The organism is Spirosoma taeanense, from assembly GCF_013127955.1.
Taxonomy (GTDB): domain Bacteria; phylum Bacteroidota; class Bacteroidia; order Cytophagales; family Spirosomataceae; genus Spirosoma; species Spirosoma taeanense.
On record NZ_CP053435.1, the window covers coordinates 506,787 to 520,673 of the forward strand.

Consider the following 13,887-nt stretch of genomic DNA (forward strand, 5'->3'; position numbering starts at 1 on the left):
TGATCATTTACAACCGAATTAAAGCCAATGAACAGGCGCGTCTAAAGAAGTTTCGGTTTAGTCCGCCCTGGAAAACTACGTTCTGCCGTTTTGATTACAGCTATAGCTACCTTAGATAATTCACGTTTATGAGTGGGCCAATGGCTTTAAAGCTGGGACGCTAGGTAAAATCACCCGGCGTCCCGGTTAATAGTGTATTGTATCCACTTTAGGAATATCGAACGCCAGATTCAAGCCGTGGGTCGTAGTGGTAAAATCAGAGTTTGGGCAGAGTTCAATCTCGTTCAAACTCTGGTTCAGGAATTACGCGTACAGCTTCACATCATCCAGCGAAATCTCGTCGCCACACATGATCACTAATCGCTCGACTACGTTTCGCAGTTCGCGGACGTTGCCGGTCCAGGGCAGCGACTGGAGGTAAGCCATTGCCTCGGGGCTCAGGTCTTTTACGGCCGATCCGTACTCATTCGCAATGTCGTGCAAAAACTTATCGGCCAGCAGCGGAATATCAGCCCGCCGTTCGGCCAGGGGCGGCACGTGGATAACAATTACGCTCAGGCGGTGGAAGAGGTCTTCGCGGAAATTACCGTTGGCGATCTCCTGCCGCAGGTCTTTATTCGTGGCTGCGATTACGCGCACATTGACCTTAATCTCTTTATCGCCCCCAACGCGGGTAATCTTGTTTTCCTGCAGCGCCCGTAGCACTTTGGCCTGCGCCGAGAGGCTCATGTCGCCAATCTCGTCGAGGAAAAGCGTACCACCGTCGGCCTGTTCAAACTTTCCGACGCGCCGGGCACTGGCCCCTGTAAAAGCCCCTTTTTCGTGACCGAACAGTTCGCTTTCAATCAACTCACCGGGGATGGCCGCGCAGTTGACTTCAATCAGCGGCATACTGGCGCGGCTGCCTTTTTCGTGAATCTGCTTGGCCACCATCTCTTTGCCTGAGCCATTGGCGCCGGTAATCAGCACCCGCGCTTCGGTAGCCGCCACACGGTTGATCGTTTCCTTAACTTTCCGAATTGGGTCTGAGTCGCCAACGATTTCATTTAGCTTATAGATCCGTTTCTTGAGTGTCTTGGTTTCCTGCACCAGTTTGGCGCGGTCGATTGCGTTACGTACCGTTACGAGCAGGCGGTTCAGATCGGGTGGTTTCGTAATGAAATCGAAGGCTCCGCGCTTGGTTGCTTCAACCGCGTTTTCAACGTTACCGAAGGCCGAGATCATGACGAACTGCGTGCCCCGACTGGCGTCATTGGCTTTTAGTAATAACTCCAGCCCGTCCATTTTGGGCATCTTGATGTCGCACAAGGCTACGTCGTAACCCGTGCGCATAATCATATCCAGACCTTCCTCGCCGTCTTTCGCTTCGTCTACCTCGTAGCCTTCGTACTCTAAAATATCGCGTAGTGCCGCTCGAATACTCTTTTCGTCATCTACGATAATCAGTTTGGCCATGCGTGTGGGTATGGGTTAGGGAGTGCTGAGGCACCGGGCCGAAAATAGGTATTTTACAAACGTATCTGCAAGTACAGGTCCTTAAAGTTACCGGAAACGACCAAAATTTTGTTGTATGACATATGCCTGTTTACCGGAGCCGAGGGTATTCTAACTACTGCGCTTCAGCCTGGGCGAACTGGATTTCCGGCGATTAATCCCCAGATGCCCGAAAAACAGGCACCAGTAGGTCAAAAAAGAAAGGAAATGGCTCGTTTGTGCATACCAAAGGCCTTTGTTTCGTTACAGGAACGGGTGTTCGTTGCTGCGAAGTTCTAATCGCTGGTCTGCTACCGGCTTTTTCGCTGCAACCATACGTTTTGCCAGTTACATCTTCTTACGTTCCTCTGTCTGATGTCTGTACGTAGTTTTCTTCTGTGTTTGCTGATGGCCGTCTGGGCATTGACGGCTCTGGCTCAGTCGCGCCGACGCGCTCAGCTGACCACGCCCGAAAGCAACGGTCCGGTGCCGGTTGTTACGGCCCCTCAAACCCGGTTACTGGAGAGTCTGGTCATGAACAGTTCCATCCTGAACCAAACGGTTAAATACTCAATTTACCTGCCGCCGGATTATTACGTGTCGAACCGGCGGTATCCGGTTGTGTATTTGCTTCATGGATACGGTGATAATGAAACGGGCTGGATACAATATGGCGAAGCCAACCGGATTGTTGACGAAAAGATCCGGCTAGGCGAGCTGCCGCCCATGATTATTGTCATGCCCAATGGGGGCGCAACCTGGTTCATCAACGATTACCAGAACAAGGTGCGGTTCGAGGATATGTTTGTGCAGGAGCTGATCCCGCACATTGATTCAACGTTCCGGACCCGCCCTAAACGCGAGTACCGGGGCATTTCCGGGCTTTCGATGGGGGGCTTTGGCTCGCTGGTACTGGCCATGCATCACCCCGAGCTGTTCGGCTCCTGCGCTGCCCTGAGCGCTTCGGCACGTACCGACGATATGTTCAAAAACATACCTGACGAGCGGTACAACAGTGTGTTCGGACCGGTATTCAGCGGCCCCGTAAAAGGCGAAGATCGGCTGACCGTTGCGTGGAAACGCAACAGCCCCATCAACCTGGCTCGTTCGGCACCCGAAGGCGATTTGAGCCGGGTGCGCTGGTACATTGATTGTGGCGACGACGATGCCCTGTCGGCGGGGAATGCCATGCTGCACGTTGCGCTGCTGGACCGGAAAATTCCCCATGAATACCGGGTTCGCGATGGGGCGCATACCTGGGCGTACTGGCGGAGCGGCCTGCCCGATGCGTTAAAATTTATTGCGGATAGCTTTATGGGTAACGACTGATCTGGCTGAGGCTATTGTTTCTGAATTGGCACAACGGCTTCGGTATCATCCCAGACGAGCATCATGTCGGTACCGTTAGGCTGCGGCACAAAGTTGATGGTAAACTGTTCGGCCGCCGGGCTGTGGGGACGGGCAACAATCGGCACGCGCATAACATCACGTTTCGGGTCATAATTAGTGCCCCACTGTCCGGTTTCGTCGTTGAAGATGGCGATCCAGCCCTGCTGAGATGGGATAGTCCAGAAACTGTATTCGCCGGCGCTCAGAGGTTTGCCAGCCACCGTTACGCCCTGATCGAAATTAATCAGAGTGGCTTCATTCGCGCCGGTACGCCAGACTTCTCCATATGGCACCAGTCCACCGAATATTTTACGGCCTTTCTTGTAAGGCTGGCAGTAGTTGACCGTAACCGATAAGCCGTCCTGATTGTACTGCGCAACGGCCTCGGGGCTGTTGGACTTGGTTAAACTCCGCAACGTAAAGAACGCTGCAAGTAGAATGACGGCAATGATGCCGAGGATGATCAATATGCGTTTCATGGCAGGTAGTCGGTTTTGAGCGGATAGTCAGCAAGTTAGAAAAAAGTAGACTGGCAACGGATAGAAAACGAGATAAGCCCGATAAAACCAGATTTCTACAGCACAAATTGCCATAAAGAACAAGAGGTAGGTCAAACCGGCTGGTTCAACCTACCTCATTGTTTCATTTAGACTTATGCCGGAACGGGCGACTTATAGGAATTCAGGCCGTTTCTTTCTTTAGCTTGTCGCGTAGCTGGAATAGCTCATCGCGCAGACGGGCCGCTTCCAGGAAGTCGAGCTCTTTGGCGGCCCGTTCCATTTTAGCCTGCGTTTCAGTGATGACCTTTTCCAGATCACTCTTACCCATGTACTGCACAACCGGATCGGCAGCAATGCGAATCTCATCCGGCTCAATATAAAATTGCTTCGGTTTTGAGTCGGCCACTTTAGTCTGACCCATAATGGACTCGCGCGACTTGAATACTGTTTGCGGCACGATGCCGTGATCCTGGTTGTACTCCATCTGGATGGCCCGGCGCCGGTTGGTTTCGTCAATGGCTTTCTGCATTGACCCCGTAATGGTATCGGCATACATAATCACCTTCCCATTAACGTTCCGGGCGGCCCGGCCGATGGTCTGGATCAGGGACCGGATGTCGCGCAGAAAGCCTTCCTTGTCGGCATCCATGATGGCAACCAGCGATACTTCAGGCAGGTCAAGGCCCTCGCGGAGCAGGTTTACGCCTACCAGCACGTCGAAATTACCCAGCCGCAGATCGCGCAGAATCTCGACCCGGTCGAGCGTTTTCACTTCGGAGTGGATATAGCGGGTTTTGATACCTACGCGGTCGAGGTACTTGGTCAGCTCCTCGGCCATACGCTTGGTGAGCGTCGTAACCAGAACCCGTTCGCCGTTTTTGATGCGGGCGTCGATGGATTCAAGCAGGTCGTCAATCTGGTTCAGACTCGGCCGAACCTCAATCTCGGGATCGAGCAGACCCGTTGGCCGAATCAGTTGCTCAACAACGACTCCTTCGCTCTTGCGGAGTTCATAATCCGAGGGCGTTGCCGACACGTAAATCGCCTGACCGGATAAATCCTCAAATTCCTGAAAGGTCAGCGGCCGGTTATCCATCGCCGAAGGCAGCCGGAAGCCGTAATCAACCAGGGCGGTTTTGCGGGAACGGTCTCCGCCCCACATCGCCCGAATCTGCGGAATCGTTACGTGGCTTTCGTCCACCACGAGCAGGAAATCGTCGGGGAAATAATCGAGCAGACAGAACGGCCGCTGACCGGGCAGCCGCCGGTCGAAGTAGCGCGAGTAGTTTTCGATGCCCGAGCAGTAACCCAGTTCGCGCATCATTTCGAGGTCAAACTCGGTGCGCTCCCGAATCCGGACCGCTTCCTGCTCCCGGAACTCCGATTCGAAATAGCGGACCTGCGCCACCATATCGTCCTGAATTTCGTGGATGGCATTGTTGAGCGTATCGCGCCCCGTTACGAAGAGGTTGGCCGGGAAGATCGTTACGAGCCGCTCATCCGAAATCTTCTTGCCGGTGCCGGGGTCAATGCGCTGGATGGTTTCAATCTCATCGCCGAAGAAAATGACCCGGTACGCAAAGTCAGCGTAGGCAACGTACAGGTCGACCGTATCGCCCTTGACGCGAAAATTGCCCCGCTGGAACTCGCCTTCGGTACGGCTGTAGAGAATCCCGACAAGCTGGTGCAGAAACTGGTTGCGGCTCATTCGTTCGCCTACGCCAATCCGCACAACGTTACGCTTGAATTCTTCGGGGTTGCCCATGCCGTAGATGCACGAAACGGAAGCCACGACAATCACGTCGCGTCGGCCGCTCATCAGCGCCGACGTAGCTGACAGCCGTAGCTTGTCGATTTCCTCATTGATGGCGAGGTCTTTTTCTATGTAGGTTCCCGTTGTCGCAATGTAGGCTTCGGGCTGGTAGTAATCGTAATAGCTGATGAAGTACTCAACCGCATTTTCAGGGAAAAACTGCTTGAATTCGCCGTAAAGCTGGGCCGCCAGCGTTTTGTTATGGCTCAGAACGAGCGTAGGGCGATTGAGCTGGGCAATGACGTTGGCAACCGTAAACGTCTTCCCCGAACCCGTTACGCCCAGCAGCACCTGCGCCGGTTCGCCTTCTTTAATGCCACCAATAAGTTTTTCAATAGCAGCGGGTTGATCGCCGGTTGGCTGGAATGCAGAGGTTAATTTGAAGTTCATTAGCATTGCCGCCTGCGCGGCCAGTTGAATCTGGCTAATTTACGAAGATTTGGGCTGGATTACAAGGACGGTTTTAAAATCCGAAGCGGTTCCCGTGGGTCAACTCGCCATCGGCCGGGAGTGTTTTTATATGCCCGGAAACCGCTCTGTCTGTTCAGGCATCCCGTGATAACTTCCTCAAATAATCGAATCGGTGGGGTTTGCGGAAACGGATGCGAGCGATTATCGGTTAGTATCGACATAATGAGTACCCCGCAGCAGTTGGCTGTCAACATAGAATTATATTCGCAACGGTATGCTCGCCGTCCCATATGCTACTTCGCGTTAGAGACAGCAGGATGCCCACATTAACCATATGCTCGACTCGATCAAATCCCTCGCCCGGCAGTACGCAGCTGATATTGTTCAGACCCGCCGACACCTCCACGCGCATCCTGAGCTTTCCTTTCACGAACGGAACACGGCGCGGTTTGTGGCCGATCAGCTAAAGGCCATTGGCATTACGCCCCAGGAAGGCGTTGCCGATACAGGTCTGGTCGCCCTGATTGAAGGACGTAAAAGTTATAGTTCTTCGGCTAGCTCACGAGTAGTTGGTCTGCGGGCGGATATGGACGCGCTGCCGATCCATGAAGCCAACAACGTACCCTATAAGTCGACCGTGGATGGGGTGATGCACGCCTGCGGCCACGATGCGCATACGGCCTCCCTGCTGGGCGTAGCCCGGATTTTGAACGTTCTGCGCGATCAGTTCGACGGAACGGTGAAGCTGGTATTCCAGCCCGGCGAAGAAAAAGCCCCTGGTGGCGCATCTCTAATGATTAAGGAAGGGGTTCTGCAGAACCCGGCTCCCGTAAGTATGATCGGTCAGCACGTAGCGCCTAATATTCCGGTGGGGAAAATCGGCTTTCGGGAAGGCATGTACATGGCCAGCACTGACGAATTGTACCTGACAGTGCGGGGCAAGGGCGGCCACGCGGCCATGCCCGATAACCTGGTCGACCCCGTCCTGATTGCGTCGCATATCATCGTGGCGCTGCAACAGGTCATCAGCCGAAACCGGCCCCCGGCCAGCCCTTCGGTGCTGTCGTTCGGGCGGTTCATTGCCGACGGCGTGACGAACGTAATTCCGAACGAGGTAACGATTCAGGGTACGTTTCGCTGCATGAACGAAGAGTGGCGGGCCGAAGGCAAACGGCGTATGGTCAAACTGGCTGAAGGCATTGCCGAAGCCATGGGCGGCTCGTGCGAATTTGAGATTGTGCATGGCTATCCCTTCCTGCAGAACCACCCCGAACTAACCCGCCGACTGCGGGCGCAGGCCGTTGACTACATGGGGGCTGAGAATGTCGTTAACCTCGACTTATGGATGGCCGGCGAAGACTTTGCTTTTTATTCGCAGGTAGTAGACTCCTGCTTCTACCGGCTTGGTACCCGCAACGAAGCGCGGGGGATTACGTCGGGTGTTCATACGCCAACGTTCGACATCGACGAAGCCGCGCTCGAAACCGGTGCCGGGCTGATGAGCTGGCTGGCCGTGCAGGAATTACAGACGGTCTAATCCGTTTTGAAGTAAGTAAACGGTCAGAAAAACAGGTAGTTATACGCTAGCTGGCAGAATGAGCAGATGGTATTTTCGTGCAGGTTTCTAACTAACTATCTGCATGAAAATACCATTTAGTGTTTGTATTGGGTTACTTGTTAGCCTAAGCACCCTCGCTCAGAACATGCCGGCTACACGTAAACAGCCAGTTACCGACGTTTACTTTGGTAAAGCCGTTGTCGACAATTACCGCTGGCTCGAAGACATGAACAGCCAGGAAGTAAAAGACTGGTTCAAAGCCCAGGGTGACTACACGAACGCCATACTCGACCAGATACCGGGCCGCGACAAGCTGATCCAGCAATTCGTTGACTACGATAAGTTACTGGCCGTTCGCTACGGAGAGATCAAAAAACGGGGTAACACCTATTTCTACCGCAAAACGCTGCCGAGCGAAAAAGCCGGTAAGCTCTACAGCCGCGAGGGTAAAACGGGTAAAGAAACGCTGCTCTTCGACCCGCTGGCCTACGAAAAAGGCAAAACGTATCTGATGACGGCTTTTACGCCCTCTTCCGACGGGAAGAAAATGGTTATTGGCCTGCAGGAAGGCGGGGCTGAACTCTCGACCGTCCGAACGATGGAGGTAGCTACCAAGACTTTCGGGCCGGAGAGCATCACGGCGGTGTTTGGCGGTGAGGTAAGCTGGCTGCCCGACAACAGCGGATTTCTGTACACGCCCAACAATTCGATGGACACCAAAGACCCTCAAGGCAATCTGAACACCAAAGGGCGGCTGCACAAACTCGGTTCCGACCCCGCCAACAACCCTGACCTGTTTTCCATTGAGAAGAACCCCGACTTTGGCATCAAGCCCGACCAGTACCCGGTTATGTACTACTCCGACGATAACACGCAGGTGTATGGCTATCTGGGCACGGTAGACCGCCGGGCCACAGCCTGGGTAGCCCCGGCCTCGGATGTGGGCCAGTCGACCATCGGCTGGAAGCGACTGTGCGCTGTTACCGACAGCGTAAGCAGCTTCGTCAAGTTAGGCGACCGGCTATTTGTGCAGAGTGTGAAAAACGCGCCCAACGGGCAGATTGTGGTAACCGACGCGACTAATCCCAACCTCGCAACGGCGACCGTACTACTGCCCGAAGGCAAGCAGAACATTACCCGAATGGCCTCGTCGAAAGATTTTCTATTTGTTATCCTGAGCGACGGCATTAACGAAAAAATCCGGCAGTATGACCCACGCACCAGCCAGTGGGCCGACGTACCGATTCCGGGCAGCGGTACCAAGGGTATTGAGTTCTACGACGCGCCACGCTCTAACGAAGTCCTGGTGTATGCGACGTCGTGGAACGATCCCGGAACGCTCTATGACTATAATCCAGAGACGGGCAAATTGGTTACCAGCGCTTTCCATACGCCGATGAACTACCCCGGCGTGGCGGACCTGGTGGTGGAAGAGGTAGAGATTCCGAGTCACGACGGAACGATGGTACCGCTGTCAATTATTTACCGGAAAGGACTCAAGCGTGACGGTAGCGCAGCCTGTCTGATGGACGGCTACGGCGCCTATGGTATTTCAGGAACGCCCTACTTCAGCCGTCGAAATTTAGCCCTGCTGAACCGGGGCGTTGTGCTGGCCGAAACCCATCCGCGCGGTGGCTCCGAGAAAGGGCAGGCGTGGTACAAAGCCGGTTATAAAACTACCAAGCCAAACACCTGGAAAGACTTTATTGCCAGTGGGGAATACCTCATTAAAAACGGCTACACCAGCGCGGGCAAACTTATCGGTATGGGCACCTCGGCGGGCGGCATTCTGATTGGCCGGGCCATTACGGAGCGCCCCGATCTGTTTGCTGCGGCTATCAGCAACGTAAGCTGCTCGAACGCTCTGCGCATGGAAAACTCGCCAAACGGCCCCATCAACGCAGCCGAGTTCGGTACTGTCAATGACTCAACCGAATGCATGGCGCTCTACGAGATGGATGCATTCCAGCACGTAAAAGAAGGCACCAAATATCCGGCAGTGATGTGCATCGGGGGCATGAACGACCCCCGCGTGATTGCCTGGCAGCCGGGTAAGCTGGCCGCAGCCCTGCAAAACGCCAGCACATCGGGCCGCCCGGTGCTGATGCAGGTCAATTACGACAACGGCCACTTCACCGAAGATAAGACCGTGACGTTTCGCAACTTCGCTAACATGTTAGCCTTTGGACTCTGGCAGGCGGGCCATCCGGACTTTCAGCCCAAAATGGTCGTGAAAAAATAGACGCGTTAGACAGCTAAAAAACAGAGCCTCCAGATTAGTAGAGGCTCTGTTTTTTTACGTAAACACTTCTTTCGGCATATGGGTAATCCGGCAGGCCAGGTCGACTTCGCCGGAGGCCACAATATAGTGGTCGCCTGCGTCGAGAATGCCCGTTGTGAAAACGACATCCGAGAGATACATCTGATCTTTTAGTTCATGCAGTAAATCCGGGCGGGATTCGAGTACGGGTGTCTGGTCTTCGAGCCGGAGAATGCGCGAGGGATCATTCGCGTCCAGTAGCGCCCAGAACGTTCGGTAGATACCAACAATGCCCTGCCGTTCGACACCGTGGTAGAGCAGCAGCCAGCCCTGATCGGTCAGGATAGGCTGGGTTCCGCCCCCGATTTTAGCCGTGGACGTTGAGCCTTTACGTCCCCGGATGAATGGCGCATCGGTTGGTTTCCAGTGGAGCGCGTCCGGCGATTGGGCCAGATGCATGGCGGGTCCGGGCAGGTAGGGGCTACCGGGCGGATAGGCAAAGTACAGATCGCCAAGCGGTCGGGTAAGGGCGTAAAACTTGCCGTTTACCTTGCCCTCGAAGAGCAGCATATCCTTGTTCTGGTGATCCAGAATGATACCCTGCAAGTCATAATTCAACCCATCGGTCGAGGTGTAAAGCGTCGTGCTGTGGCGCTCGGCACTAACCGAGCAGGTGGTCATGTAATAGGTATCCTCGATCTTGCTGATGCGGGCATCTTCCACGCCGTATTCCTGATACGACTTGCGGGGCGCAATGATTTTATCGTAATGAATGTGGCGCACCTCCGTTCCGTCTACGTTCAGTTCAACCGGCAGCAGCCAGGAGAGCGACGTCAGGGCCATGATTCGAACCGGGTGATTCAGTAACTGGAATTTCCGGGGGTCGGCGGCATTGACATCGTCGAGCGGATACTCGTCCAGAACGTAACCCTGTTCCGGGTCCCAGCGAATAGCATGAATATGCGTACCCACAATGGGTTGCCGAAGCGCTTCGGCAACCCGGATCATGATGAGCAGATTCCCGTTTGGTAGCCGGGTCAGGCCCGGATTGAAAGCGCCCAGCACGTATGTTTCGGCCTGAATGGACGTACGCAGGGGGGAACTCTGAAGGTCAATATCGTTGGGGCCGAAGATGATCAGGTCGGTTGGGAAATTCATAAGCGCAAGCTGGTCATAACAGGCACATACCCTGTTCATGTCGTTTGTGGACAGGAAACATGGGGAAATAATGGTTAAATCAGCTGCATGTGCGGCCGGATCTGCATGGAAACCACATCGCAGCGGTGGGGTTGCGTCACGACGTAATGCACAGCAACGGCAATGTCCTCGGCCAGCAGCATTTCTTCTTTGGCAATCTCCGCTTTCTGCTCATCGGCGGTCGTTCCGTGGATATCCGATTTTACCTTACCCGGCTCGATCAGACAGACTTTAATCCCGGTTTCGTTAACCTCTTTCCGCAAAGCCTCGGCAAAGCCCTGAATCGCGGCTTTCGTTGCTACGTAAACAGAACTGCCACTTTCGCGCACATCAGCGCTCATGGACCCGATAAACACAATATGGCCTTTTTTCTGCGCCTGCATCCGGCTAACGGCTTCCTTGGTGCAGGCCATGTACCCCAGCAGATTCGTTTCGACGACGTTACGCCAGCCCGCATTGTCCATGTCGGCGATGGATTCACCGGCCAGAGCCGCGTTGCTGATAAACATGTCGATACCGCCCAGAACCCGATCGGCCTGCCGAAACACGCGTTCGACATCCTCCTGCTTCGATAAGTCCGCAACGATACCATCGGCCTGTCCGCCAACTTCCCGAATTCGGCTCAGGGCTTCGTCTAACTGTTCCTGATGGCGGCCGAGCGTAAAAATCCGGGCTTTATAGGAGCCGAGTAAAATGGCAATTGCCTGACCAATACCCGTCGTTCCGCCCGTTATCAGAATTCGTTTACCTTCCAGCGGTTCAACTTTTGTGTGTGCGTTACGTGCTTCCATACGTTAAGTTATGCGTTGTTTTTAGGGTTAGTGAGCGTGTGTTCAGCTTTTTGACTCGGTTTGCCACTCGATGCGCAGGCGCACACCGCCCGGTACCTGCACTTCGTAGAAGTCCTCAGTCTTGGTTTCAAGGGGCCATTCCCGTTCCGTTCCGGTCTGCACTTCAACAACCCGAACCGAGGGCAGGGCCTTCCGGTTGGGAAAAATGCGTAACCGGCATTTCAGCTCGGGCAGCCCGCAAATCTCGAAGGTGACCTCACCCGTTTTGGGCGTTCGGGTACGGAAGTCGGCCCGCAGAATAGGGTATTCAGTGAAAACAACGATTGGCACCTTAGGCAGCTTCAGATACGCGCACTTGGTAAAAACAAAGGCACTGGCGCTGCCGTAAACTTCCTGCCCAACCTGCCCGGCCTGCTGCCAGCCCGTTCGGAGGTCTTCGAGCGGAATTGGCAGGTTACGCTGAATATGACCTTCGCGCGGCTTCTCACAAATGGTATCTTCCGGCAGTTCGGCGGGCAGGTAATAGCGGCCCCGGTGCAGCAGATACTTCATGTACTCGGCCAGCAGCAGATTTAGCGACGGCGATACTTCGTGCTCAACCAGTTTCAAGTAGGCCAGCGCAGCCGTAAACGCTTCCTCTTCCTCATACGACGCTACATAACTGGCATCCTGCAGACACGATACGCCCATGAACGTCGTGTAGTGTTGCGCGTGACCGAAGCTGCAGTCCCATAGCCACATCTTGGCCACCACGCTGGCCATGCACACTTTACTCAGATCAAAATAGAGCCGGTTGCTGGTTATGCGCCAGAGCTTCGCCATCGTCACCGCGCTCATGATGGTGTTATTCGTCTGGTACAGCAGATCAAATCCTTTGCCGCATAGCCGGTGCGCCGACATTTCGGCTTCGTTCAGATACGTCTTATCGTTGGTTAGCTCATAGGCCTGTAGCATGACGTGCGTGTAAAGCCCCGGAACGTCAACCTCGCCCGCTGTACCGGGTTTGGGGTCGGCTTTATAAACTTTTAAACTGGTTATGTTATAAAAAACCGGCCATTCGTAATCGAAGTGATGAGCCGCTTTGATGACATAGTTGAGCGACGAGAAAAACATTTTCTTGGCCTCTTCATCGCCTTTCCCGGCCAGTCTGCCCAGGTTCATCAGGCTATACAACAGATACCAGGAGTCCATGCGCTGGGGGCCTTCTTCTTCGCTCAGGTCGGCGTCCGCCTTCTTAAACTCAGCACCCGGCAGCCACCGGACAATAGTGCCTAACTGCTCATTAAAGAACGTATAGACACTATGCTGGAGCTGTTTGACCAACTTTATCGGATCACCTTTCCACGGCTCATACTCCATCAGCGGCAGCAGGATTGCCAACTGCACCATGCTTTCGGGCGGTTTATAGGACGAACCGACGTAGGCGTTCAGATACACATGGTTTTTGATCCGGCGACTGCATACCGACGAACGGGTCAGCGTTTGCAGGGTCCGGACAGCTGTTGTGGGCCAGTCGTAATAGTCGGTTTCGGGTCGGGGAATATAGCGGTAGATAGCCGCAGTGGCGTCGATGTACTGATCGGCGGCCTCAAACTCATCGACTGGGAGCGTTTCGCTCAAATACAGATACGCATCCGAAAGAATCACTTCTTTTTTGCCCGGCAGCGGTTTGTCGGATGTAGGCAGCGACAAACCTATTTCCGGCCACTGAGCGCCTACTGTACCACTGGGGTCTGTCTGCGTCAGACTACAGTACGGATTCAGAGATGTCAGATTCTGAAAATAAAGCACGGTACCGGTCTGGTAGTCCTCCAGACAGAAATAGGCCGTGCCGGACGTAGGGCCGTTCTGGGTAGTAAAGATCTTGCCAGCGGTTTTAGAAAGCCGGTATCGCCGGTCCAGCACATAGACATCCCGCGGCAGAGCTGATAACGTCAGGTCCTGGTGGGGACGCAGTGCGGTTGTATAATGAAGCACTGGGCGCTCAGGATCGGGCCACTCAACCCGCACCGTAAACTGCCCAATGGCACCATCAATCTGGTATTCAGCGAAGGTATTACTTTGATTTCCCGGTTGGCATTTCTTCAGTGTCTGTGGGTCAAAACAGGTTCGAATCGCTACTTTACCGCCTTTAGGGAAACTGAAAATCAGCCAGAAGGAGGTAGCGTCGAGGCAGGTTTCCAACTGACCGAATAAGGGCTGAAGGTTGGCAGGCTTTCGGTTTCTGGATGGGCTTAGAGCTTCTTCGATACCCACCGTCCACTGGGATGCGGCCTGCTTTCTGGAACGTGACTGAGAAGAAGATTCTGCCATAGACGTGGAATTAGTGTATGGCAGAACTAAACCCGCTCCTAATAGTTAGCGATCGTACTCAACAATTAGGATACGGTTAAAGTCAGATTAACCAGTCAGAATTAGCTGGTTTTATCCTTGTCCTGAGGTAGATCAGACCGCACTATTGACAGGGGTAATAAATTTCGCTAAGGCTCGCGTTT

General features: G+C 54.1%; 9 protein-coding genes. 3 read left to right on the forward strand and 6 right to left on the reverse strand.

The genetic code is table 11. The features are described from left to right. Positions 1-303: 303 nt before the first annotated feature. Complete coding sequence (locus tag HNV11_RS02280; RefSeq protein WP_171738117.1) at positions 304-1,455, reverse strand: sigma-54-dependent transcriptional regulator; 1,152 nt, start codon at positions 1,453-1,455, stop codon at positions 304-306. A gap of 393 nt (positions 1,456-1,848) precedes the next feature. Between HNV11_RS02280 and HNV11_RS02285 the strand changes: the two genes are divergently transcribed. Continuing rightward, on the forward strand, positions 1,849-2,802 hold the full coding sequence (locus HNV11_RS02285; protein WP_171738118.1) for an alpha/beta hydrolase: 954 nt from the start codon (positions 1,849-1,851) through the stop codon (positions 2,800-2,802). A gap of 11 nt (positions 2,803-2,813) precedes the next feature. Here the strand turns inward: HNV11_RS02285 and HNV11_RS02290 are convergent, their stop codons facing one another. Then, positions 2,814-3,341 (reverse strand): DUF2911 domain-containing protein, encoded by a 528-nt coding sequence (locus HNV11_RS02290; RefSeq protein ID WP_171738119.1) that lies wholly within the window; start codon positions 3,339-3,341, stop codon positions 2,814-2,816. A 202-nt stretch (positions 3,342-3,543) separates the two neighbouring features. After that, positions 3,544-5,565, reverse strand: a complete 2,022-nt coding sequence (gene uvrB / locus HNV11_RS02295; RefSeq protein ID WP_317168050.1) for an excinuclease ABC subunit UvrB — start codon at positions 5,563-5,565, stop codon at positions 3,544-3,546. A 355-nt stretch (positions 5,566-5,920) separates the two neighbouring features. Between uvrB and HNV11_RS02300 the strand changes: the two genes are divergently transcribed. Together HNV11_RS02300 and HNV11_RS02305 are read left to right on the forward strand one after the other, a co-directional pair. After that, positions 5,921-7,123: a M20 metallopeptidase family protein gene (locus HNV11_RS02300; protein WP_171738121.1), complete on the forward strand. Its 1,203-nt coding sequence runs from the start codon at positions 5,921-5,923 to the stop codon at positions 7,121-7,123. Positions 7,124-7,226: 103 nt separating this feature from the next. Beyond that, a complete protein-coding gene (locus tag HNV11_RS02305) occupies positions 7,227-9,386 on the forward strand; it encodes a prolyl oligopeptidase family serine peptidase (protein ID WP_171738122.1) in 2,160 nt (719 codons plus the stop codon). A 54-nt stretch (positions 9,387-9,440) separates the two neighbouring features. On the opposite strand, the gene HNV11_RS02310 is transcribed toward HNV11_RS02305, so the two are convergent. The 3 genes from HNV11_RS02310 to HNV11_RS02320 all read right to left on the reverse strand — a co-directional run bounded on the left by HNV11_RS02310 (position 9,441) and on the right by HNV11_RS02320 (position 13,705). After that, positions 9,441-10,562, reverse strand: a complete 1,122-nt coding sequence (locus HNV11_RS02310; RefSeq protein WP_171738123.1) for a glycoside hydrolase family 130 protein — start codon at positions 10,560-10,562, stop codon at positions 9,441-9,443. A 74-nt stretch (positions 10,563-10,636) separates the two neighbouring features. Then, positions 10,637-11,392, reverse strand: a complete 756-nt coding sequence (locus tag HNV11_RS02315; RefSeq protein ID WP_171738124.1) for an SDR family oxidoreductase — start codon at positions 11,390-11,392, stop codon at positions 10,637-10,639. 42 nt (positions 11,393-11,434) lie between these two features. Next, on the reverse strand, positions 11,435-13,705 hold the full coding sequence (locus HNV11_RS02320) for a hypothetical protein (protein WP_171738125.1): 2,271 nt from the start codon (positions 13,703-13,705) through the stop codon (positions 11,435-11,437). Positions 13,706-13,887 lie beyond the last annotated feature (182 nt).

Coding starts and splice junctions, on each gene's coding strand:
- HNV11_RS02280 (WP_171738117.1), bottom strand. CDS start 1,455: ATGGCCAAACTGATTATCGTAGATGACGAAAAGAGTATTCGAGCGGCA.
- HNV11_RS02285 (WP_171738118.1), top strand. CDS start 1,849: ATGTCTGTACGTAGTTTTCTTCTGTGTTTGCTGATGGCCGTCTGGGCA.
- HNV11_RS02290 (WP_171738119.1), bottom strand. CDS start 3,341: ATGAAACGCATATTGATCATCCTCGGCATCATTGCCGTCATTCTACTT.
- uvrB (WP_317168050.1), bottom strand. CDS start 5,565: ATGAACTTCAAATTAACCTCTGCATTCCAGCCAACCGGCGATCAACCC.
- HNV11_RS02300 (WP_171738121.1), top strand. CDS start 5,921: ATGCTCGACTCGATCAAATCCCTCGCCCGGCAGTACGCAGCTGATATT.
- HNV11_RS02305 (WP_171738122.1), top strand. CDS start 7,227: ATGAAAATACCATTTAGTGTTTGTATTGGGTTACTTGTTAGCCTAAGC.
- HNV11_RS02310 (WP_171738123.1), bottom strand. CDS start 10,562: ATGAATTTCCCAACCGACCTGATCATCTTCGGCCCCAACGATATTGAC.
- HNV11_RS02315 (WP_171738124.1), bottom strand. CDS start 11,392: ATGGAAGCACGTAACGCACACACAAAAGTTGAACCGCTGGAAGGTAAA.
- HNV11_RS02320 (WP_171738125.1), bottom strand. CDS start 13,705: ATGGCAGAATCTTCTTCTCAGTCACGTTCCAGAAAGCAGGCCGCATCC.